Here is a 20,901-nt window from a genome sequence, read left to right on the forward strand (position 1 = left end):
AAAGCGTCAGTGTGCATGATTTTTGCCCGGTTTGGTCACTTGCAGCACCTTCTCGCCAGGTTTTGCCGCCATCCGGTCGGCATCCGGCGCGCGCACCGGCTCCGGTTTGGCGATGCCGCCTTCCTTCCATTCGTAGGCCACGGTCCCGGGCGGATGCTTGTACCAGCCCGGGTCCTTGTAGTCGCCGCGCGCCAGCCCTTTGCGCACTTTCATCATGGTGAACATGCCGCCCATGCCGATGCCGCCGAACGGGCCCCTGCCGGTCATCATCGGCAGCGTATTGTCCGGCAGCGGCATTTCCATCTCGCCCATGTCGGCCATGCCCTTGTCGCCCATGACCATGTAGCCCGGCACCAGCTTGTTGATCTTGCCGAGCACCTCGCGCTGGTCGACGCCGATCAGGGTCGGCACGTCATGGCCCATGGCGTTCATGGTGTGGTGCGATTTGTGGCAATGGAAGGCCCAGTCGCCCGGCTCGTTGGCGACGAACTCGATCGCGCGCATCTGGCCGACCGCGATATCGGTCGTCACTTCCGGCCAGCGCGACGCCGGCGGAGTCCAGCCGCCATCGGTGCCCGTCACCACGAACTCGTGGCCGTGCATGTGGATCGGATGGTTGGTCATGGTCAGGTTGCCGACCCGGATGCGCACCTTGTCGTTCTGCGCGATCACCATCGGGTCGATGCCGGGAAAGGCGCGGCTGTTGAAGGTCCACAGATTAAAGTCGAGCATCGTGTTGACCTTGGGTGTGTAGCTGCCCGGGTCGATGTCGTAGGCGTTGAGCAAAAAGCAGAAGTCGCGGTCGACCCGCATGAAGTTGTGGTCCTTGGGGTGGGTGATCCAGAAGCCCATCATCCCCATCGCCATCTGCGTCATTTCGTCGGCGTGCGGGTGGTACATGAAGGTGCCGGGACGCTTGGCCACGAATTCATAGACGAAGGTCTTGCCCGGGTCGATGCCGGGCTGGGTCAGGCCGGTCACGCCATCCATGCCGTTGGGCAGGCGCTGGCCGTGCCAGTGCACGCTGGTGTGTTCGGGCAGCTTGTTGGTGACGAAAATGCGTACCCGGTCGCCTTCCACCACTTCGATGGTCGGTCCCGGCGACTGGCCGTTGTAACCCCACAGGTTGGCTTTCATGCCGGGCGCGATTTCGCGCACCACCGGCTCGGCCACCAGGTGGAATTCCTTGACACCGTCCTTCATCCGCCAGGGCAAAGTCCAGCCGTTGAGGGTGACCACCGGGTTGTACGGGCGGCCGTTGGGCGGCATGAGCGGCGGCTGGGTCGCTGCCTTGTCCATGATGACCGCTTCCGGCAGCGAAGCGGCACCGGCGCGCGAGACCAGCGCCGTGCTGACGGCAACCGCGCCCGCGCCAGTGAAGAAATTTCTACGTGAAACCATGTTGCATGTCCTTTCAGTGTTGGGCCGGCGCGGCGCTGCCGGCGCGTGGCGCCGGGGTTGCGGCTGCGGCGCTGTCGCCGGCGCCGGTCAGCGCGGCTTGCAGGGCGGCGTCGGCGATCCAGTAGTCGCGCTGCGCTTCGATCGCGGCGTTGACGCTGACAACCTGCTCGCGCGCGTCGGCCAGCAGTTCGAAGACGCTGATCAGCATCCCGTTGTAGCGCAGCAGCTGCTCGTCCGCGATGCGTTTTTTGAGCGGCACCACTTCGTCGCGGTAGTGGCGCGCCAGGTCGTAGGCGGTGCGGTAGGCGCCATAGCTTTCGCGCACCTGCGAGCGGGCGTCGACAGCAAAACCGGCGGCGCGGTGCACCGCCTGCATGTACATCGCTTCGGCCTTGGCCACTCTGGTGCTGCCCCAGTCGAACAGGGGAATCTGCAATTCGATCTCGTAGCCGGTGGCGCGCTCGCCCGTTTCGCCGGTGTTGCGCAGGTAGCTCAGGTCGAGCAGGTTGACGAAGCGTGTGACGCGCGTCAGGCTGAGGGAGGAGGCCAGTCCGGCCAGTTCCTTTTGCGCCATCAGCATGTCGAGCCGGTTGTTCATGGCCTGCGCTTCGGCATCCATCACCTCGCGCGGGGCCGCCGGCAGGTCGGGCAGGCGTTGGGGCAGGGTGAAGGCAGTCGGGCTTGAAAGGCCCATCAGGCGCGTGAGTTTTTCCCGTTCGACAGTGCGCGTCTGGCGCGCGCGGGCCAGCTGGGCCACCGAATCGGCGTAAAACGCCTGTTCGCGCGCGTGCTGCAGTTTGCTCCAGTTGCCGGCCACCGCCATGCGGCGCGCCAGTTCGGCGCTCGCTTCGGCGGCGTTTTTCACCTGCTCCATGTACTCGGCGCTTTGTTGGGCCGCGACCGCGCCGTACCAGGCGCGCCGGGTGGCGTCGGCGGTGCGCAGCACCTCGCTGGCGGCGCGCAGTTGCGCCTGTTCGTAGCGGCGCCGTTCGAGGCGCGTGGTGACCGGCATCGTCAGCAGGCCGATCACCGGCAGCATCAGCTTGCGTTCGATCTCGATGCCCTCATGGCTTTTCAGGCGGCCGAAACTGAACACCGGGTTGGCGATGCGCCCGGCCTGCACCAGGTCCGCTTCGGCGATGCCCAGTTCCGCGTAGCCGGCCTGCAGGCCGCGGTTATTGAGCAGGGCGACGGTCACCGCATCGTCGGCCGACAAAGGCTTGGCCAGCAGCGCGGCGACCTGGTGCTCCACGCTGCCGGCGCCCGGTGCGGTGGATGGAATGGCGCCGCCGCTGCGCTGCTGCGCGAGCTGGCGCACCTCGGCGTAGCCGCCATCGGGCGAAAACGATGCGCAGCCGGCGGCGCCGGCGCAGATGGCCGCCAGGGCGATGCGGCGCAGCGGAGTCGATAATCGTTGCATCGTCATTCCTTGTGGTGGTGGCCGTGGTGCGGGTCGGACTTGGCCTTGGCCGGCTCCGGGCTCTTTTTCATGCTGCTCATGTCGTGGCCGGCATGCGGATCGTCAACCTTCGGTGCGTCCGGTTGTTTGGCGGCGCTCATGTCGTGACCGGCGTGGCCCATGTGGCCCATGTGGCCGGGCGCCTTGCGCAGCTGGTCGAGGGTAGCCTTCCAGGATGCCGGTTGGGGCTCCTGGTAGGTGCGGTATCCGGCAAACGCCGAGTCGTAGGCAGGTGGTGCGGCGCTCGTTTGCGCCAGCGCCGGCGGCGCGGCGGCAAGCAGCAGCGGCCATATCAGGCGTAGGGAATTCATGACAACCTCAATCGTGTTGGTTAAAAGTCGCTGGTCCGCGGACGGACCAAGGGCATTCAGGCGATCGGGGAATGAGGGGGACGTTCCAGGCCGCCGGGAATATGCGCCGTCACGTGCACGGCGGCATACGCTATCCGTTCGGATGCGAGCGCTCGCGCATCGGCCAGCGCGGCAAATGCAGGGGCAATGGCCATGCCCACGCAGCAGAATGCACAGTTACTGCACTTGGCGGGGCTGGCGGGACTGTCCGGCTGGTGGCAATGGCCTTCGTCCATGCTGGCGACGACCTGGCTCGCGACCGGTACCCTGGCCGCCTCGCACAGCGCCGACGATGCCGCGGCGAAGCCCTGTAAAGGGATCGCGAGCAGCAACAGCCAGATCAGCAATGTTCTCAAGGACGTCATGGGCAAAGTCTAGCACATGGAAAATCGGGGCCGCAGCGGTGCTTACCGGGCCACCGTCGCAGGGTAGCCGGCATCGGCCAGGCTGGCGACAACGCGCTCCTGCGCCGCTGTCGTGTTCAGCAGGGCCGTGCGCGCCGGCATGTCGAACGCGATGACGGCATCATGGTCCAGCTCCTTGATGGTCTTGGTAATGACGCCTGCGCAATGGCCGCAGCTCATGTCGGGGATACTCAGCTTGATCATGGCGGAACTCCTGGTGGTGGATATGACAAACGTCATTGTCGACGTTCCCACAGTGGGAAGGTCAAGCGGTTTTTTCGCTTGACCTTACTATAATGGGAAGCTTAATCATGGTGGCATGCGCATGTAGAAGGAGCAAGAAATGACTACCACGACAATGCAGGACAAGCGGGGTGCGTTTGAAACGTCGCTGGAAGTAGGTGGCATGACGTGCGCCTCGTGCGCAGGACGGGTCGAAAAAGCGTTGCGTGCGGTGCCGGGCGTGCAGGGCGCCACCGTCAATCTGGCAACCGAGAAAGTGCTGGTTACCGGCGCCGGCCAATCGCTCGACCCCGCCCAGCTGATTGCGGCGGTCGAGCGCGCCGGCTACACGGCCAGTGCGCCGGCCGACGCAATGCCACTGTCAGCGCCACCGCCCGCGCCACCACGCGCTCTGTCCGAACCGGCGCAAATCGCGATTGCCGCCGCTCTGACCATCCCCCTGCTTGCCCCCATGCTGTTGGCCGCGGTGGGCATCGACTGGATGCTGCCTGCCTGGGTGCAATGGCTGCTGGCCACGCCTGTGCAGTTCTGGATCGGCGCGCGCTTCTACCGTTCCGCATGGAAAGCGTTGCTGGCCAGAAGCGGGAACATGGACTTGCTGGTCGCACTCGGCACCTCGGCCGCGTACGGCCTGAGCCTGTACCAGTGGCTCGGCCAGCCGCAGCATCATGGGGCGCACTTGTACTTCGAGGCGGCCGCCGTGGTGATCACCCTGGTGCGCCTCGGCAAGTGGCTGGAAACGCGGGCCAAGCGCCAGACCACCGAAGCGATCCGCGCCTTGCAGTCCCTGCGGCCGGCAACGGCGCGCGTGCGCCGCAACGGCGTGGACAGCGACATCCCGATCGCTAGACTGAAGGTCGGCGACGAGGTCGTGATCCGCCCCGGCGAGCGCATTCCGATGGATGGCACCGTCATCGAAGGCGCCAGCCATGCCGACGAATCGATGCTGACCGGTGAAAGCCTGCCCGTGAGCAAGGCGGTGGGCGCGCGCGTGATCGGCGGGGCGGTCAACGGCGAAGGCGTCCTGCTCGCCCGCGCCAGCGCCATCGGCACCGAAACCGTGCTGGCGCGCATCATCCGCGCGGTCGAGGACGCGCAGGCGGCCAAGGCGCCGATTCAGCGCCTGGTGGACAAGGTCAGCGCCGTGTTCGTGCCGGCGATTATCGTCATCGCGCTGGTCACCTTCTTGGGCTGGTGGCTGGCCAACGGCGACTGGAGCGCGGCGCTGCTCAACGCGGTGGCGGTGCTGGTCATTGCCTGCCCGTGCGCGCTGGGGCTGGCCACGCCGACGGCGATCATGGCCGGTACCGGCGTTGCCGCCAAATACGGCATTCTGATCAAGGATGCCGAGGTGCTGGAACTCTTGCATGGCGTCACCGTGGTGGCTTTCGACAAGACGGGCACGCTGACCGCCGGCAAGCCGCGCCTGACCGCGTACGTGGCCGCGCAGGGCGACGAGCAAGCCTTGCTGGCGCTGGCGGCCGCCGTGCAGCAGGGCAGCGAGCATCCGCTCGCGCGCGCTGTCGGGGACGCGGCGCGGACGGCGGGCATCATGCCGGCGAGCGCGACGGGCACGCGCGCCCTGGCCGGACTGGGCGTCACCGCCACGGTGGATAGCCGGCAGCTATTGCTGGGCAATGCGGCCCTGATGCGCAAGCACGGTATCGACATCGCTCCGCTGGCCGCGCAAGGTCAGGCGCGCGAGGAGGCCGGCGAGACCGTGTCGTGGCTGGCCGAAGCCGCGCAAAGCCCGCGCCTGCTCGGCATGCTCGCCTTTGGCGACGCGCTCAAGCCGGAAAGCCGGCAAGCCATCGAGCGCCTGCACGCGGCCGGCATCCGCACGGTGATGCTCAGTGGCGACAATCCCGGCAGCGCGCATCACATCGCCAGCCAGCTCGGCATTGACGAGGTGCACGCGCAGGTGCTGCCCGAGGGCAAGGCAGCCATCATCGCGGCCCTGCGTGCCAAGGGCGAGCGGGTGGCAATGGTGGGCGACGGCATCAACGATGCGCCGGCGCTGGCAGCGGCCGATATCGGCGTGGCCATGGGCAGCGGTACCGACGTGGCGATGCATACGGCCGGCGTGACCCTGATGCGGGGCGATCCGCGCCTGCTGGTCGACGCCATCGACATCTCGCGCCGCACCTACGGCAAGATTCGCCAGAACCTGTTCTGGGCGTTTGTGTTCAATGTGATCGGGGTGCCGCTGGCGGCGTTCGGTCTGCTTAATCCGATGATCGCCGGGGCGGCGATGGCGTTTTCCAGCGTGTCTGTGGTGAGCAATGCGCTGCTGCTCAAGCGCTGGGTTGCGGGAGGAAAAACATGATGATGAATATCGGCGAGGCGTCCAAGGCGTCCGGTGTGTCGGCGAAGATGATCCGGCATTACGAATCGATCGGGCTCATTGGCGAGGCGCAGCGCACCGATGCGGGCTACCGGGTGTACGGGCCACGCGATGTGCAGGTGCTGCAGTTCATTCACCGCAGCCGCGAGCTCGGTTTTTCGCTGGAACAGATCAAGACCTTGCTGGCCTTGTGGCAGGACAAGCAGCGCGCCAGCAAGGATGTGCGCGCGATGGCGAAGCAGCATATCGCGCAGCTGGATAGAAAAATCAACGACATGCAGTCGATGAAGCGCACGCTGGAAAAACTGGCTGGCGCCTGCCACGGCGACGATCGCCCGGACTGCCCGATCCTCGACGATCTGTCGCTGGGTTAAGCCTGCATTCATGAACGGCGTGCCTGAACTTGTCCGAGGTTCGGGCTGCCGCCTGCGCTTGCGGGTCTCAAGAACGAGTCCGGATGCCGTTCCAGTCCTGTGCAGTTTCTGAAACGCCGGCGGGTTCCTACCGTTTCTTCATTTCCTTGGTCGCGACATCCGCAGAAAATTTTGGATTGCGACAGCGTTCCAGTTCCGCCGGGGATGATCCGACGCGCTCCCCATATTCATCTTTCAACTGGAATGAAATTCTCGACAACGAGACGTCTTTTGGATTGGAAAAGACGTTCAGCGTCGGGATCACAGCAAGGCATTCAGCGGCACGGGAGAGCGACATGGTAAGGTTGTCGGCATCGTCGATTCCTGTTGCAGTCACCTTGGACATGACGTGAAGCGCGCATTCGCGGTAAAAAGAATACACCGCGTAAGGTACCCACGCTCGCTTCAGCTCATGCTGATTAGCCAAAATAGCGGCACCTTGAGGTAACTTCACAGCCACAAACCGGAAGTCGGCAGTATCACTGACCAAAACGATGCCCACAGGAACGCCGGTGGGGAGTGTGCACGCCAGGTTAATCTTGCCCAAATTATAGTCATCCAAAAAAACCACCGAATAGTTTTTCCGGTGAGTCAGTTGGTGTGCGTTCGGCAAATCCGCGGCATGGCTTGATCCAGCAATGAGCAGCACAATAAGACCATGCAAGAAAAATCGCATATTCACTCCTTCATGGACGTGCAATTTGCGTCGGTAATTCGCCCCAGTACGATGGGGCTGACTTCGATCGAGCGGTCCGCATCGTTGCGTTTGATATCAATTTTATTTTCGGACTTCAGCACATCGAAGGTGCCTGCGGAATTGACGCCATCGAGTCTCACTGTGCGCCGCTCGCGGCATTCGCTCCGCAGTTCGAACAACACCTTCGGAAAATTGAGGACGTCGCCCGAACGCTGGACAATGACCTTGAACTCGTAGGAGCCGTCGGATTCCACGCTCAGCGTCTGCGGCAAGCTGCGCACGGCCAGCACGTTTTTGATATCAATATTTCCAGCATTTACCGCGCCGCGCACAGTCCACACCTCCACTTCTCTGGCCTGAAACCAATGTTTGTTCGCACTCAGGACCATTAGCGCCACAACCAGATAGGCGGCGAACGCGCCGCCAAACTTCCAGCGCATGCCATACAGTGTTCCCTCGCCTTCAGCGCTGTTCTGCGGTTGGGGACATGCCTTGAATATAACAACGGCTGGGATAATAGGTAGCAAAACCAGAATGCAGCTCGTCAATAAAAATTGATAGTAGCTGCTCATTGCACATCCCCCGAAGGTTAGATAGAAATGTTGCTTATTATCACGCCGAGGTCTTTATCTTGATGAATTTGCGCGCTTGGGTGCTTCCGCGCTGCCTGACTTCAGCAAGCACGTCAGCTCGCACTTTCGCCATGGAAAACCTGCATGCTCAAGGCGCTCCACCATGTTCGATCTGTCGAAGGGGATTCTCGAAACCGGAGACTGAATCGCAGCTTCATGTGAGTGAATATATACCCTCATTGAGGATAGTAAAGCATCTTTTTTGCAACATGCATCAAATCTCGTGAACGAACTTCGGGCCTGATCCGGCATGCTTCCTCGCCTTTCCATGGCGGTCCGCCGGTTCTCCCCGGCTATCGATCAAGTGCCGACCAGATGGCCTTGAATTTCGTCATGGCGCGCGGTGCACTGCCCTCGTTCGCATCGCCGAAATCGCTGTTCGTCAGGAAGATCTTTCCCGTCCCCTGTACCGGATCGAACGCCATGAACGTCGTCACGCCCGGATCGCTGCCCGAGTGCCCGATCTGCCCGTTGGCCTCGTAGCGCCAGAAGACACCGCCATTCGGTTCGCCTTTCGGGCTATCGGCGGGAATGGCATTGTCGGCGAACTGCTTGTCGAACAGCAGCCGGAACGATGCTTTGCCGAGCAAGGCCGACTCCCCCCGATACCCCTTGATCATTTCCACCAGGAAGATGGCCAGGTCGTCGGCGGAAGTGATCAGGCCGCCATCCGGATAGGTGATGAGCGAATACAGCGGATAGGCCTGTTTGCTGGTGTTGTACAGCCGCGCATGGCGCGCCGCCAGCCCCGCATCGATGGACCAACCCGTATGGCGCATGCCCAGCGGCTGGAAAATATGGGTCTGGCAGAACGCATCGAAGCGCTGTCCGCTCTTGAGTTCGACCAGATGGGCGGCCAGCGCCGCGCCGATGTTGGAGTACTCGTAGGTGCTGCCGCTCGGCGCCGCGCTGAAATTGCTCGCCTTGAAGTCGCGCCCGCCGGCCGCCAGGTAATTCCGAAGAAAACCATCGAGCGACGTATCGGCACGTCCCGGCACGGTGTACTCCTGTGTGAAACGCTTGAGCAAGGGACTGCGGCGGTCCGAATACGCGTTCAGGTAGTACGAGTGCCCGTAAGTCTCATCGTCGTCGACGATGCCGGACGTATGCGTGACCAGATGCCTGATCGTGATCGGTCCGGCGTCCGCATGCGGATTATCCACGCGAAAGGGCAGTACCGCATTGATCTCGGTATCGAGGGTGAAGTAACCCAGCTCGATCGCCCTGGCAAGCGCCACCCCCACGAAGGTCTTGCTGACCGAACCGACGTTTTGCACGGTATCGGTCCGGTACGGCCGCCTGGCGCCCAGGTCGGCGTAGCCGAAGCCGTGCCGGTACGTCACCCCATCCTTGTTGACGGTGGCCACCGCAAACCCGGGAAAGCCCGCGTCCCGATGCAGCGCCTGCAGCCTGGCGCTCAACGCTTTCTCGTCCGGCCGTGCCTGCGCCACTGCGCAGCAGGCCAGCATGATGGCCAGTAGTACTCGTCGTCTCATCTGCATCCCGCCTTCTGGTTGAAGTCTTGCATTTTTACATTTCCTTTACGGCAGCGCACTGACTCTTTAGAAATTTTTTACGGCCGCGTCGATACCATTTGCTGTGTCTCCGTTTTCCACTACAGCAAAGAAAGAACTACCATGAAGATCGCCCTACTCGCAGCCCTGCTGTCGTTTGCCGCCCAGGCCGCATCGGCAGCGACCGAGTTCAGTCTTAACGCGGCCCTCACCAGCGACTACCGCTATCGCGGCATCTCGCAAACCCGCCTCCAGCCCGCGCTGCAGGGCGGGGCCGACCTGGTCCACAAGCCATCCGGCTGGTACGCGGGCGCCTGGACCTCGACCATCAAGTGGACCAGCGACGCCGGCGGCAAGGGCAAGGTCGAGCTCGATATCTATGGCGGCAAGCGTGGCGAACTGGCACCCGGCATCGGCTACGACGCCGGCATACTGACTTACGTTTACCCATCCAATAAGCTCGGTCGCGTGCCCGGCTTGGCCAACGCCAATACCACCGAGGCCTACGGCCAGCTGTCCTGGGGCATCGCGCTGGTCAAATATTCCCGCGCGCTCACCAATCTGTTCGGCTACGTGGACAGCAAGCGCAGCGGCTATCTCGACCTGGCCGCCAATCCGGATCTCGGCAACGGCCTCGTGCTCAACCTGCACGCCGGGCGCCAGCGCGTGGCCCACAACAGCGCCGCCAGCTATACCGACTACAAGATCGGCATGACCAAGGACTTCGCATGGGCGAGCGTGGCGCTGGCCGCCGTCGGCAGCACCGCCGCCAAGGCCGCCTACGCCTCGCCCGCGAACGGCAGCTTTCTTGGAAAACGCGCGCTGCTGCTGACCGTCAGCAAGACCTTTTAACAAGGACGTTTACGCTTTGTTTACACCTGCGCAGCAACTCTTTACACCATTTTTAGACGCTTGCCGCTACGCTCATCAATAACAAAACCAATTCGTTCGAGGGTGATATGGACCTGATTTTCATTGGAGCGCTCCTGCTCTTTTTCGGCCTGGCCTGCGCCTTTGCAGCCGGCTGCGCCACACTGGGGGACAAGAAATAATGGAACCTGTTTATATAGGCGGGCTCGTCGCCGCCGGCCTGCTGGTCTACCTGGTGCATGCGCTGCTGAACGCGGAGGACCTGTAATGACCATGCAATCGATGGCGCTCCTGGGCGCCTTCCTGGCCGCGCTGCTGGCGCTGGCGTACCCGCTGGGCCGCCTGCTGGCCCAAGTCGCCGCGGGCGACCGCGTACCGGGCCTGGACTGGCTGGCGCCGGTCGAGCGGCTGCTGTACCGCGCCGGCGGCGTCTCGCCTGGCACTGGGATGGGCTGGAAATCCTATGCGACTGCGTTGCTGGTGTTTAACGGCCTGGGCGCCCTGTTCGTGTATGGCGTGCAGCGCCTGCAAACCTTCTTGCCGCTCAATCCGCAAGCGCTGGCCAATGTCAGCCCCGATTCCTCGTTCAATACCGCTGTCAGCTTCGTCGCCAACACCAACTGGCAGGGCTACGGCGGCGAACAGACCATGAGCTACCTGACGCAAATGGTGGCGCTGACGGGCCAGAACTTCTTTTCAGCCGCCACCGGCATGGCCGTTGCTTTCGCCCTGATGCGCGGCTTCAGCGCGCGCTCGGCGGCGTCGATCGGTAACTTCTGGGCCGATATCACCCGTTCCACCCTGTACGTGCTGCTGCCGCTGTCGCTGCTGTTCGCGGTATTCCTGATGGGGCAGGGCGTGGTCCAGAACTTCAACAGCTACCAGGAAGTGCAGTTGATGGAGCCGGTCGCCTATTCGGTCTCCACCTCGGGTGCCGACGGCCGGACTGTGACCGAAGCGAAGGTTGCCACCACCCAGACCATCGCCATGGGCCCGGTCGCCTCGCAGGAGGCCATCAAGCTGATCGGCACCAACGGCGGCGGCTTCTTCAACGCCAACTCGGCCCACCCGTACGAGAACCCCAGCGCGCTGTCGAACTTTGCCCAGATGCTGGCGATTTTCCTCATTCCGGCTGCGCTGTGCTTTACCTTCGGGCGCATGGTCGGCGACCTGCGCCAGGGCTGGGCCATACTCGGGGCCATGAGCCTGATCTTCGTGGTCGCCGCCGGCGTGGTGATGAGCGCCGAACAGGCCGTGCATCCGCAACTGGCGGCGCTGGGCGTCGACCAGGGTGCGAGCATCCTCCAAGCCGGGGGCAATATGGAAGGCAAGGAAGCGCGCTTCGGCATCGCCGCATCGTCCCTGTTCGCCGCCGTGACCACTGCGGCCTCCTGCGGCGCCGTCAACGCCATGCACGACTCGTTCACCCCCATCGGCGGCATGGTGCCGATGCTGCTCATGCAGTTGGGCGAAGTGGTGTTCGGCGGGGTCGGCTCGGGCCTGTACGGGATGCTGATATTCGCCATCATGGCGGTCTTCATCGCCGGGCTGATGATCGGCCGCACGCCGGAATACCTGGGCAAGAAAATCCAGGCCTATGAAATGAAAATGACCTCGATCGCCATCCTGGTTACCCCGGTGCTGGTGCTGTGCGGGACTGCGCTGGCGGTGATGCTCGACGTGGGCCGCGCCGGCATCGCCAACCCCGGCGCGCATGGCTTCTCGGAGATCCTGTACGCCTTCAGTTCGGCGGCCAACAACAACGGCAGCGCCTTCGCTGGCTTGTCGGCCAATACGCCGTTCTACAACACCATGCTGGCCATTGCCATGTGGTTCGGGCGTTTTGCCGTGATCGTGCCGGTGCTGGCGATTGCCGGCGCACTGGCCGCCAAGCCGCGCCTGCAAGCCAACGCCGGCACCATGCCCACGCACGGTCCGGTCTTCGTCGGCCTGCTGGTCGGCGTGGTCTTGCTGGTGGGCGTGCTCAATTACGTCCCGGCGCTGGCGCTCGGCCCCGTTGTCGAGCATTTGCAGCTCTATACCAAATAACTTCATGCGGAGCATATGATGTCGCAAGCCCTCTCGCTGCCACCGGCAGCTACCACCCGCAAGACGCTCACGCTGTTCGATTCGGCGTTGATCGGCCCGGCCATCCTCGACGCCGTCATGAAGCTGGGACCGCGCACGCAATTGCGCAGCCCCGTCATGTTCGTCGTCTACGTCGGCAGCATCCTCACCACCTTGATGTACTTCCAGGCCGTTGCCGGCAAGGGCGATACGAAAAGTGGTTTCATCCTCGCCATCAGCGTCTGGCTGTGGTTCACCGTGCTGTTCGCGAACTTCGCCGAAGCGTTGGCGGAAGGGCGCAGCAAGGCGCAGGCCGCCTCGCTGCGTGGGCTCAAGCAGACGGTCAGCGCCAAGCAGCTGGCCACGCCCAAGTACGGCACCACCTGGCTGCCGGTTCCCGGGGCCGATCTTCGCAAGGGCAATACCATCCTGGTCGAAGCGGGCGATGTGATCCCGATCGATGGTGAAGTCATCGAAGGCGTGGCCTCGGTCGACGAGAGCGCCATCACGGGCGAATCGGCGCCGGTCATCCGCGAGTCGGGCGGTGATTTTTCGGCCGTCACCGGCGGCACCCGCGTGCTGTCGGACTGGCTGGTGGTACGGGTGTCGGTCAACCCGGGCGAGACTTTCCTCGACCGCATGATCTCGATGGTGGAAGGTGCCAGGCGCCAGAAGACGCCCAACGAAATCGCCCTCTCCATCCTTTTGGTGGCCTTGAGTATCGTGTTCCTGGTCGTCACCGTGACACTGCTGCCGTTTTCGCTGTTCGGCGTGGCGGCCGCCGGCGCGGGCAAGCCGGTGAGCGTGACGGTGCTGATCGCGCTGCTGGTGTGCCTGATTCCGACCACCATCGGCGCGCTGCTGTCGTCGATCGGCGTGGCCGGCATGAGCCGCATGATGGGCGCTAACGTCATCGCCACCTCGGGCCGCGCGGTGGAGGCGGCGGGCGACGTCGACGTGCTGCTGCTTGATAAAACCGGCACCATCACCCTGGGCAACCGCCAGGCCGCCGCCTTCTTTCCCGCGCCGGGGGTGAGCGAGCAGGAACTGGCCGATGTGGCGCAACTGGCGTCGCTGGCCGACGAAACGCCCGAAGGGCGCTCGATCGTGGTGCTGGCCAAGCAGCGCTTCAATATCCGCGAACGCGACATGGCCAGCCTGCAGGCCAAGTTCATTCCGTTCAGTGCCAACACGCGCATGAGCGGCATCGATGTTGGCGCGCGCCAGGTGCGCAAGGGCGCCGCCGACTCGGTGAAAAAGCATGTGGAGGCGCTTGGCCTGCCGTATCCGCCCGAGATGGCGCGCACGGTTGACGATGTATCGCGCCGCGGCAGCACGCCGCTGGTGGTGGTCGACGATGGCCGCGTGATGGGCGTGGTGGAATTGAAGGATATCGTCAAGGGCGGCATCCGCGAGCGCTTCGCGCAACTGCGCCGCATGGGCATCAAGACCGTGATGATCACCGGCGACAACAGGCTGACCGCCGCCGCCATTGCCGCCGAAGCCGGCGTGGACGATTTCCTGGCCGAGGCCACGCCGGAAGACAAGCTCAAACTGATCCGCAGCTACCAGGCCGAGGGCCGGCTGGTGGCGATGACCGGCGACGGCACCAACGATGCGCCGGCGTTGGCCCAGGCCGACGTGGCGGTGGCCATGAACTCGGGCACGCAGGCCGCCAAGGAGGCGGGCAATATGGTCGACCTGGATTCGAACCCGACCAAGCTGCTCGAAATTGTCGAAATCGGCAAGCAGATGCTCATGACGCGCGGTTCGCTCACCACGTTTTCGATCGCGAACGACATCGCAAAGTATTTTGCCATCATTCCGGCGGCATTCGTGGGCACCTATCCGCAGCTGAAAAGCCTCGACGTGATGCAGCTTGCCAGTCCGGATTCGGCCATCATGTCGGCCGTGATTTTCAACGCGCTCATTATCGTGGTGCTCATTCCGCTGGCGCTCAGGGGCGTGCGGTACCGGGCCATCGGCGCGGCGGCGCTGCTGCGCCGGAACATCCTCATTTACGGTGGGGGCGGCATCGTGCTGCCGTTCATCGGCATCAAGCTGATCGACATGCTGCTGTCGGCGCTTGACCTGGTCTAGAAAGGACATCTTCATGAAAACCACTTTTCGCCCCGCCGTCGTGCTGTTCGGCGCCCTGACCCTGGTCGTGGGCGGGCTGTATCCGCTGGCGGTGACCGGCATCGGCTATGTCGCCTTCCCCGAACAGGTGCGCGGCAGCCTGGTGACGCAGGGCGGCAAGACAGTCGGATCGAGCCTGATCGGGCAATCGTTTTCGTCGCCCGGATACTTTTGGGGGCGTCCGTCGGCGACCGGACCGATGGCCAACAATGCGGGCGCCAGTTCGGGCTCGAACCAGGGACCGCTCAACCCGGCGTTGATGGAGGCGGCAAAGGGCAGGGTGGCGGCGTTGCGGGCGGCCGATCCAGGCAATGCGGCGCCGGTGCCGGTGGACCTGGTGACGGCATCGGCCAGCGGGCTCGATCCGGAAATCAGCGTGGCGGCGGCGCGCTATCAGGCCGGCAGGGTGGCGCGTGCGCGCACGCTGCCGCGCGAGCGGGTCGAGGCGCTGATCGGGGAATTGGCAATCATGCCGGTGCTGGGCGTGTTCGGCGAGGCGCGGGTGAATGTGCTGGCCCTCAATCTCGCGCTGGACAGGGCGTATACTCAGCCGGATTAGTAGCAAAGGCGGCCATGTCCCCAACTGAAACCCAACGCCCCGACCCCGACGCCCTGCTGGCCCAGGTCCAGACCGACGAACGCAAAGCGGCGCGCGGCAGGCTGCGCATCTACTTCGGCGCGTCGGCCGGCGTCGGCAAAACGTACGCCATGCTGGCCGCCGCGCGCAAGTTGAACGCCGACGGCGTGGCCGTCCTGGTGGGCGTGCTCGAAACCCATGGCCGCCCCGAAACGGCCGCCCTGCTCGATGGCCTTGAGCGCCTCGGCCCGGCCACGCACGTCCATCGCGGCAAAGCGCTGCGGGAGTTCGACCTCGATGCCGCCCTGGCCGCCGCGCCGTCCCTGATCCTGGTCGACGAGCTGGCCCACTCCAACGCGCCCGGCTCGCGCCACCCCAAGCGCTGGCAGGATGTGGACGAGCTGCTGGCGGCCGGCATCGACGTGTTCACCACGGTGAACGTCCAGCACCTGGACAGCCTGAACGACGTCGTTGGCGGCATCACCGGCGTGCGCGTGGCCGAAACGGTGCCCGACACCGTGTTCGACGGCGCCGACGAAGTGGTGCTGGTCGACCTGCCGGCCGACGAACTGCTGGCGCGCCTGCGCAGCGGCAAGGTGTATCAGCCGGAACAAGCCGAACGCGCCTCGAAAAACTTCTTCCGGAAAGGGAACCTGATCGCCCTGCGCGAGCTGGCGCTGCGCCGTACCGCCGACCGGATCGAAGACGACGTGCGCGCCTACCGCATCGAAAAGTCGATCGGCACGGTCTGGAAGACCGGCGGCGCGCTGCTGGCCTGCGTGGGGCCGCGCGCCGATGCGGAGCACGTGGTGCGCAGCACCGCGCGCCTGGCGGGCCAGCTGGGAGCCGACTGGCATGCGGTGTACGTGGAAACGCCCGCCCTGCAGCGCAATCCGGCGCCGCAGCGCGAACTGACCCTCAAAACGCTGCGCCTGGCGCAGGAACTGGGCGCGAGCACGGCGGTGCTGGCCGGGCGCGACATCGCCGAAGCCATCGTCGGCTACGCGCGCGAGCACAATATGTCAAAGGTGCTACTGGCGCGCGCGCACCCGTCCTGGCCCTGGCGGCGCGCGCACCGGGCCCGCATCGCCAGCATCGCACCGGACATCGACCTGATCGAAGTCGGCGGCGGCCAGCCGCGTGCGGCCGCGACGGCGCCGGAAACGAACACGGTCACCCTGGCGTTCAACAGCGGCAAACGGCGCGCCGCGGCCTACGCCTGGTCGGGCGCGGCCAGCCTGGCTGCCGCGCTGCTGCTCTCGCCACTGGTCGGCTACGTCGACCTGGCCAACATCGCCATGCTGTTCCTGCTGGTGGTGCTGCTGGTGGCGGTACGCTTCGGGCGCGGGCCGTCAGTGCTGTGCACCTGCCTCTCTGTGGCCTGCTTCGACTTTTTCTTCGTCACGCCGCGCTTCGACTTTGCCGTCTCCGACCTGGAGTACCTGATTACCTTCGGCGTCATGCTGGCGGTCGGCCTGATCACCGGCCACCTGACGGCCGGCCTGCGCTTCCAGGCGCGCGTGGCGGCGCACCGCGAGCACCGTTCGCGCGCGCTGTACGAGTTCGCGCGCGAGCTGTCCGGCGCGCTGCAGACCGAGCAGATCGTGGACATGACGCGCGACGCCATCGGCCGCGCCTTCCGCGCCGGCGCCACCCTGCTGGTGCCGGACGCCGACGGACGCCTGCAGGCGCCGCCGGGCGCCACGGCCGACATGGGCATCGCCCAGTGGGCCTTCGACCAGGCGCAAAGCGCGGGCCTGGGCACCGGCACCCTGCCGGCCAGTGCGCTGTTCTACCTGCCGCTGGTGGCCCCGATGCGCACGCGCGGCGTGCTGGCCATCAAACCGGAACAGCAGCGCTGGATGTTGATTCCCGAACAGCGCACCCAGCTCGACACCTTCGCCGCGCTGGCCGCCATCGCGCTCGAACGGGTGCACTACATCGAGGTGGCGCAGGACGCGCTGGTGAACATGGAGTCCGAGCGCTTGCGCAACTCGCTGCTGGCGGCGCTCTCGCACGACTTGCGCACGCCGTTGACATTGCTGGTGGGGCTGTCGGAATCGCTGGCTGCCTCCAGTCCCGCACTGGCCGCGCCGCAGCACGACATGGCCGTCATCCTGCACGACGAAGCGCTGCGCATGAGCGCCCTGGTGGCGAACCTGCTCGAGATGGCGCGCATCCAGAGCGGCCAGATCACCTTCGACATGCAGTGGCACCCGCTCGAAGAAGTGGTCGGCAGCGCGCTGCGGGCCTGCGCCGCGCCGCTGCGCACGCACGTGGTGCGCACCGCACTCGAGCCCGACCTGCCGCTGGTGCGCTTCGACGCGGTACTGATCGAGCGGGTGTTGTACAACCTGCTGGAGAACGCCGCCAAGTACACGCCGCCCGGTTCGACCATCGTGGTTGCCGGCGCGCGCCACGGCGCATCGCTGCAATTGCGCGTCTATGACGACGGTCCGGGCTTCCCCGCGGGGCGGGCCGACTCCCTGTTCGAGAAGTTCGCGCGCGGCGAGCGCGAATCGGCGAAACCGGGCGTGGGCCTGGGGCTGGCGATCTGCCGCGCGATCATCGAAGCACATGGCGGTAAAATCGAGGCTGGCGCGTCGCCCATCGGCGGCGCTTCGCTTGTGATCACCTTGCCGCTCGGGACCCCGCCGCCCGGCCCTGAACCTGAAACCTTCGATACACCTGATGACTGATTCCGCCCCCACCGCCCTGCTGGTCGAAGACGAACCGCAGATCCGCCGCTTCGTGCGCGCCGCGCTCGAAGACGAGGGCTGGGTCGTGTTCGAGGCAGCCACCATGCAGCGCGGCCTGATCGACGCAGGCACGCGCACGCCCGACCTGGTGGTGCTGGACCTGGGCCTGCCCGACGGTGACGGCATCGCCTTCATCACCGACCTGCGCAAGTGGTCGGGGGTGCCGGTGATCGTGCTGTCGGCGCGGGTGGGCGAGGCCGACAAGATCCGCGCGCTCGACGCCGGCGCCGACGATTACCTGACCAAGCCGTTCGGCGTGGGCGAGCTGCAGGCGCGCGTGCGCGCCACCTTGCGCCGCCAGCGCCAGCCGGGCGCCGCGCCCGCCGCGCTGGTGCGCTTCGGTACCGTGAGCGTGGATCTGCAAGCGCGCCGCATTACCAAGGACGGCCAGCACGTGCACCTGACGCCGACCGAGTTCCGCCTGCTGTCGGTCATCGTGGCCAATGCCGGGCGCGTGGTCACCAATCCGCAGCTGCTGCGCGAGGTATGGGGGCCGTCGCACGGCGAGGATGGCCACTACCTGCGCATCTACATGGGCCATCTGCGCCACAAGCTCGAAGACGATCCGGCGCAGCCGCGCTACCTGGTGACCGAAACCGGCGTCGGCTACCGTCTCCTGACGCCGGACTAGCGCACGTGATCCATTCCCTCATCGACGCCGAGAACACCCTGGCCTCGCCGGTTTGCGCGCTCGCCGGCCGCGCCGCGCAGCGGCTGGCGCTGACCATCCTGTGGCACCCGCAGCCGCAGCGTATCGGCGACCAGTTCATCGCCGCGCCGGGCAGCGGCGACATGGAGGTCAACCGCTTCGCGCCGCTGTTCTGCGGCCCCGAGGCCAGCGCGGCGCCGCTCGGCCACCGCCGCATCGCGCGCGATTCGCTGCGGCTGCGGCGCCATCGCGACCATGGCGTGAGCCTGCTGCTGCCGCAAAGCCGCATGCGGGTGGAACTGAACGGAGCCATGCTGGCCGGCGCCGGCACGCGCTGCACAGCCGAACAGGTGGACACGGGCCTGGTCATCGGCCTCGGTGGCGTTGTGCTGCTGTGCGTGCACTGGATGGACCGCCTGCCGCAGCACAGCGCCATCGCCTCCGTGCACGGGGTAAGCAGCGCCGCGATCCGCGTGCGTGAGCTGATCCGGCAGGTGTCCGCGACCGACCTGCCGGTGCTGCTGCTGGGTGAAGCCGGCAGCGGCAAGGAACTCGCCGCGCAGGCGATCCATCAAGCCAGCGCGCGCGGCCACGGCCCGATGGCGACGGTGAACATGGCGACCCTGGGCGAAACGCAGGCGGTGGCCGACCTGTTCGGCGCGCAAACGGGCGCCTTCGCGCGGGCGGGCGGCGGCACCCTGTTTCTCGACAAGATAGGCACGGCACCGCGCGCGGTGCAGGCAATGCTGCTGCGCGTGCTGCAGACCGGCGAGTACCGCCCGCCCGGCGCGCGCGTCAAGGAGGCGGCCAGGGCGCGCCTGATCGGCGCCAGCGACCACGATCTGCAGCACGGCGGCTTTCATCAGGGTCTGCTGCGCCGTCTCGAAGCGCTGGTGGTGCACCTGCCGCCCCTGCGCGAGCGGCGCTGCGATATCGGCGTGCTGGCGCTGCACTTCATGCAGGCGTGGAGCGCGCGCACCGGCAGCGCCGCCGAACTGCCGCTGGCCTTCATCAGCCAGCTGTGCAACTACGACTGGCCCGGCAATGTGCGCCAGCTCGGCAGCGTGGTGCAGCGCGCCCTGAGCGCCGCGCAGGCGGGCGAGCCGCTGGCCTTCGATGCGCTGGTGCCGGGCGTGGCGGCTGGAGTGGCGAGCCGGCCGGCGCGCGTCAGGCTGGGCAAGGTGAGCGGACAGGCGGTGCTGGACGCGCTGGAGGCGAACGGCTGGCTGATCCGCAATGCGGCGCTGGCGCTGGGGGTGTCGCGCCCATCGATGTACAAGCTGATCGAGGCGCATCCCGCCATCCGCCAGGTTGACGCGATCGCACCGGCCGAGATCGAGGCGGCGCTGGCGGCCAGCGGCGGCGACGCCGGACGCTGCGCCGCCGCCCTCAAGACGCCCAGCGAAGCGTTACGGCGTTACCTGCGCCGGCGTGCCGCAGGCAAGGTGTTGTGATAGGGGGCGCCGTGGCGGGCACCGAGGATTTTGCGAAAGCGGACCAGGAAAAGGACAGCGCCGCCGAGCTGCGCAAGGTCGACAGTGCCCAGCACGACAAGCCCTGAGACTCAGGCGCAGGGATGGGGCGTTGGCGTAGAATGCTGTTTCTATAATTGAACTGGAAACATTGCCATGCGCACCCTTCCGCTCCTGTCCGCTCTCGTCCTGGCCACGGCCAGCCTGACGTCGTTCGCCGCACCGCCTGACATCAACGAACTTCCCGGAAATTACTTTCTGCAAGGGGTGAGGGAAGTCGGTTCCGAGCTGTGGCTGGGCAAGAACGGCAAATTCCAGTTCATGCTCATCTATGGCTCGCAAGACGATGGCACCGAGGGCGTCTGGGAGATCAAGAACGAGCTCATCGTGCTCACGCCGGTAAAGAATCCAATGGTATTCCGCCTCGAGACCGACAGCGAGTTCAAGGCGAAGAAAGAACCCGAGGCCGGCACCTGGGTCGCGGTGGCCAGCACGGCCGACATTTTTTTGAAGAACATCGAAGTCAAGTTTGAAGCGCAGTCGGGCAAGAGCGCGGTGACCAATACCAACCCCAAAAATGGCGAGGCGACCGTGACCATGCCGGCCGGCGAAGTCTGGGCCCGTACCGGCCTGCGCCGCAGTAACAGCCAGGAAGAGTGGCAATGGCTGGCGGTGACGCCCGAGCGCGCCAAAGCCCGCATCGCCGGATTTCGCCTGACCAATCCCATCTCGGCCATGACCGCGTTCGCGTCGCTGGAATTGAAGGTGGGTAAGGAAGGCCTGGTGGTCGCCGATGAAAAGTCCTCCCTGGCCGACGGCGTCTACAAAAAAGCAAAAGCGCGCTGAGCGCACATGCACGGCTTCCGTTCAGCAATCAGGCTGGCAGCACGGCGAGCGCCGGCTGCCTGCCG

19 protein-coding genes are annotated in these 20,901 nt (G+C 65.4%); 11 read left to right on the forward strand and 8 right to left on the reverse strand.

Annotated elements, in window-relative coordinates; translation table 11 throughout:
* Positions 1 to 6 precede the first annotated feature (6 nt).
* From CR152_RS10490 to CR152_RS10510, 5 genes are read right to left on the reverse strand one after another with little or no spacing between them, the layout of a single operon-like run.
* The gene (locus CR152_RS10490) at positions 7 to 1,401 is read right to left on the reverse strand and encodes a multicopper oxidase family protein (RefSeq protein WP_099874870.1); all 1,395 of its coding nucleotides are present in this window, start codon (positions 1,399 to 1,401) and stop codon (positions 7 to 9) included.
* Positions 1,402 to 1,414: 13 nt separating this feature from the next.
* Positions 1,415 to 2,821: a TolC family protein gene (locus CR152_RS10495; RefSeq protein WP_099874871.1), complete on the reverse strand. Its 1,407-nt coding sequence runs from the start codon at positions 2,819 to 2,821 to the stop codon at positions 1,415 to 1,417.
* 2 nt (positions 2,822 to 2,823) lie between these two features.
* The gene (locus CR152_RS10500; protein ID WP_099874872.1) at positions 2,824 to 3,171 is read right to left on the reverse strand and encodes a hypothetical protein; all 348 of its coding nucleotides are present in this window, start codon (positions 3,169 to 3,171) and stop codon (positions 2,824 to 2,826) included.
* 56 nt (positions 3,172 to 3,227) lie between these two features.
* Complete coding sequence (locus CR152_RS32805) at positions 3,228 to 3,575, reverse strand: hypothetical protein (RefSeq protein WP_157778427.1); 348 nt, start codon at positions 3,573 to 3,575, stop codon at positions 3,228 to 3,230.
* A gap of 42 nt (positions 3,576 to 3,617) precedes the next feature.
* On the reverse strand, positions 3,618 to 3,818 hold the full coding sequence (locus CR152_RS10510; protein ID WP_099874874.1) for a heavy-metal-associated domain-containing protein: 201 nt from the start codon (positions 3,816 to 3,818) through the stop codon (positions 3,618 to 3,620).
* A 139-nt stretch (positions 3,819 to 3,957) separates the two neighbouring features.
* On the opposite strand from CR152_RS10510, the gene CR152_RS10515 reads away from it, so the two are divergent.
* Positions 3,958 to 6,183: a heavy metal translocating P-type ATPase gene (locus tag CR152_RS10515; RefSeq protein WP_099874875.1), complete on the forward strand. Its 2,226-nt coding sequence runs from the start codon at positions 3,958 to 3,960 to the stop codon at positions 6,181 to 6,183.
* Positions 6,180 to 6,575, forward strand: coding sequence for a Cu(I)-responsive transcriptional regulator (gene cueR / locus CR152_RS10520; protein WP_208640105.1), 396 nt, complete (start codon positions 6,180 to 6,182; stop codon positions 6,573 to 6,575). The genes CR152_RS10515 and cueR overlap by 4 nt, the downstream gene beginning before the upstream one ends.
* Positions 6,576 to 6,702: 127 nt before the next feature.
* On the opposite strand, the gene CR152_RS10525 is transcribed toward cueR, so the two are convergent.
* From CR152_RS10525 to CR152_RS10535, 3 genes are all read right to left on the reverse strand, one after another.
* Positions 6,703 to 7,290: a hypothetical protein gene (locus tag CR152_RS10525; RefSeq protein WP_099874876.1), complete on the reverse strand. Its 588-nt coding sequence runs from the start codon at positions 7,288 to 7,290 to the stop codon at positions 6,703 to 6,705.
* 2 nt (positions 7,291 to 7,292) lie between these two features.
* Positions 7,293 to 7,883 (reverse strand): hypothetical protein, encoded by a 591-nt coding sequence (locus CR152_RS10530; RefSeq protein ID WP_157778428.1) that lies wholly within the window; start codon positions 7,881 to 7,883, stop codon positions 7,293 to 7,295.
* Positions 7,884 to 8,236: 353 nt separating this feature from the next.
* Positions 8,237 to 9,439 (reverse strand): serine hydrolase domain-containing protein, encoded by a 1,203-nt coding sequence (locus CR152_RS10535; RefSeq protein WP_157778429.1) that lies wholly within the window; start codon positions 9,437 to 9,439, stop codon positions 8,237 to 8,239.
* A 141-nt stretch (positions 9,440 to 9,580) separates the two neighbouring features.
* On the opposite strand from CR152_RS10535, the gene CR152_RS10540 reads away from it, so the two are divergent.
* The 9 genes from CR152_RS10540 (at position 9,581) to CR152_RS10580 (ending at position 20,836) form a co-directional block, all read left to right on the forward strand.
* Positions 9,581 to 10,309: a TorF family putative porin gene (locus tag CR152_RS10540; protein ID WP_099874879.1), complete on the forward strand. Its 729-nt coding sequence runs from the start codon at positions 9,581 to 9,583 to the stop codon at positions 10,307 to 10,309.
* Positions 10,310 to 10,508: 199 nt separating this feature from the next.
* The gene (gene kdpF, locus CR152_RS34990) at positions 10,509 to 10,595 is read left to right on the forward strand and encodes a K(+)-transporting ATPase subunit F (protein ID WP_099874880.1); all 87 of its coding nucleotides are present in this window, start codon (positions 10,509 to 10,511) and stop codon (positions 10,593 to 10,595) included.
* Complete coding sequence (gene kdpA / locus CR152_RS10550; protein ID WP_099874881.1) at positions 10,595 to 12,376, forward strand: potassium-transporting ATPase subunit KdpA; 1,782 nt, start codon at positions 10,595 to 10,597, stop codon at positions 12,374 to 12,376. Before kdpF ends, kdpA begins: the two co-directional genes overlap by 1 nt.
* A gap of 18 nt (positions 12,377 to 12,394) precedes the next feature.
* Complete coding sequence (gene kdpB / locus CR152_RS10555; RefSeq protein ID WP_099882171.1) at positions 12,395 to 14,494, forward strand: potassium-transporting ATPase subunit KdpB; 2,100 nt, start codon at positions 12,395 to 12,397, stop codon at positions 14,492 to 14,494.
* Between the two features lie 13 nt (positions 14,495 to 14,507).
* A complete protein-coding gene (kdpC, locus tag CR152_RS10560; protein WP_099874882.1) occupies positions 14,508 to 15,092 on the forward strand; it encodes a potassium-transporting ATPase subunit KdpC in 585 nt (194 codons plus the stop codon).
* 14 nt (positions 15,093 to 15,106) lie between these two features.
* Positions 15,107 to 17,809: a DUF4118 domain-containing protein gene (locus CR152_RS10565; protein WP_099874883.1), complete on the forward strand. Its 2,703-nt coding sequence runs from the start codon at positions 15,107 to 15,109 to the stop codon at positions 17,807 to 17,809.
* On the forward strand, positions 17,802 to 18,500 hold the full coding sequence (gene kdpE, locus CR152_RS10570; RefSeq protein ID WP_099874884.1) for a two-component system response regulator KdpE: 699 nt from the start codon (positions 17,802 to 17,804) through the stop codon (positions 18,498 to 18,500). Before CR152_RS10565 ends, kdpE begins: the two co-directional genes overlap by 8 nt.
* A 5-nt stretch (positions 18,501 to 18,505) precedes the next feature.
* Positions 18,506 to 19,972 (forward strand): sigma-54-dependent transcriptional regulator, encoded by a 1,467-nt coding sequence (locus CR152_RS10575; RefSeq protein WP_099874885.1) that lies wholly within the window; start codon positions 18,506 to 18,508, stop codon positions 19,970 to 19,972.
* A 174-nt stretch (positions 19,973 to 20,146) separates the two neighbouring features.
* A complete protein-coding gene (locus CR152_RS10580; protein ID WP_099874886.1) occupies positions 20,147 to 20,836 on the forward strand; it encodes a hypothetical protein in 690 nt (229 codons plus the stop codon).
* Positions 20,837 to 20,901: the final 65 nt, after the last annotated feature.

Source organism: Massilia violaceinigra (genome assembly GCF_002752675.1).
Classification (GTDB): Bacteria; Pseudomonadota; Gammaproteobacteria; order Burkholderiales; family Burkholderiaceae_D; genus Telluria_A; species Telluria_A violaceinigra.

What these genes read in the sequence shown, in the direction of transcription:
- kdpE (WP_099874884.1), top strand. Translation starts at nt 17,802, where the DNA reads ATGACTGATTCCGCCCCCACCGCCCTGCTGGTCGAAGACGAACCGCAG.
- CR152_RS10565 (WP_099874883.1), top strand. Translation starts at nt 15,107, where the DNA reads ATGTCCCCAACTGAAACCCAACGCCCCGACCCCGACGCCCTGCTGGCC.
- CR152_RS10535 (WP_157778429.1), bottom strand. Translation starts at nt 9,439, where the DNA reads ATGAGACGACGAGTACTACTGGCCATCATGCTGGCCTGCTGCGCAGTG.
- CR152_RS10540 (WP_099874879.1), top strand. Translation starts at nt 9,581, where the DNA reads ATGAAGATCGCCCTACTCGCAGCCCTGCTGTCGTTTGCCGCCCAGGCC.
- kdpF (WP_099874880.1), top strand. Translation starts at nt 10,509, where the DNA reads ATGGAACCTGTTTATATAGGCGGGCTCGTCGCCGCCGGCCTGCTGGTC.
- CR152_RS10510 (WP_099874874.1), bottom strand. Translation starts at nt 3,818, where the DNA reads ATGATCAAGCTGAGTATCCCCGACATGAGCTGCGGCCATTGCGCAGGC.
- CR152_RS10500 (WP_099874872.1), bottom strand. Translation starts at nt 3,171, where the DNA reads ATGAATTCCCTACGCCTGATATGGCCGCTGCTGCTTGCCGCCGCGCCG.
- kdpA (WP_099874881.1), top strand. Translation starts at nt 10,595, where the DNA reads ATGACCATGCAATCGATGGCGCTCCTGGGCGCCTTCCTGGCCGCGCTG.
- CR152_RS10515 (WP_099874875.1), top strand. Translation starts at nt 3,958, where the DNA reads ATGACTACCACGACAATGCAGGACAAGCGGGGTGCGTTTGAAACGTCG.
- kdpB (WP_099882171.1), top strand. Translation starts at nt 12,395, where the DNA reads ATGTCGCAAGCCCTCTCGCTGCCACCGGCAGCTACCACCCGCAAGACG.
- cueR (WP_208640105.1), top strand. Translation starts at nt 6,180, where the DNA reads ATGATGATGAATATCGGCGAGGCGTCCAAGGCGTCCGGTGTGTCGGCG.
- kdpC (WP_099874882.1), top strand. Translation starts at nt 14,508, where the DNA reads ATGAAAACCACTTTTCGCCCCGCCGTCGTGCTGTTCGGCGCCCTGACC.
- CR152_RS10580 (WP_099874886.1), top strand. Translation starts at nt 20,147, where the DNA reads ATGCGCACCCTTCCGCTCCTGTCCGCTCTCGTCCTGGCCACGGCCAGC.
- CR152_RS10495 (WP_099874871.1), bottom strand. Translation starts at nt 2,821, where the DNA reads ATGCAACGATTATCGACTCCGCTGCGCCGCATCGCCCTGGCGGCCATC.
- CR152_RS10530 (WP_157778428.1), bottom strand. Translation starts at nt 7,883, where the DNA reads ATGAGCAGCTACTATCAATTTTTATTGACGAGCTGCATTCTGGTTTTG.
- CR152_RS10490 (WP_099874870.1), bottom strand. Translation starts at nt 1,401, where the DNA reads ATGGTTTCACGTAGAAATTTCTTCACTGGCGCGGGCGCGGTTGCCGTC.
- CR152_RS32805 (WP_157778427.1), bottom strand. Translation starts at nt 3,575, where the DNA reads ATGACGTCCTTGAGAACATTGCTGATCTGGCTGTTGCTGCTCGCGATC.
- CR152_RS10525 (WP_099874876.1), bottom strand. Translation starts at nt 7,290, where the DNA reads ATGCGATTTTTCTTGCATGGTCTTATTGTGCTGCTCATTGCTGGATCA.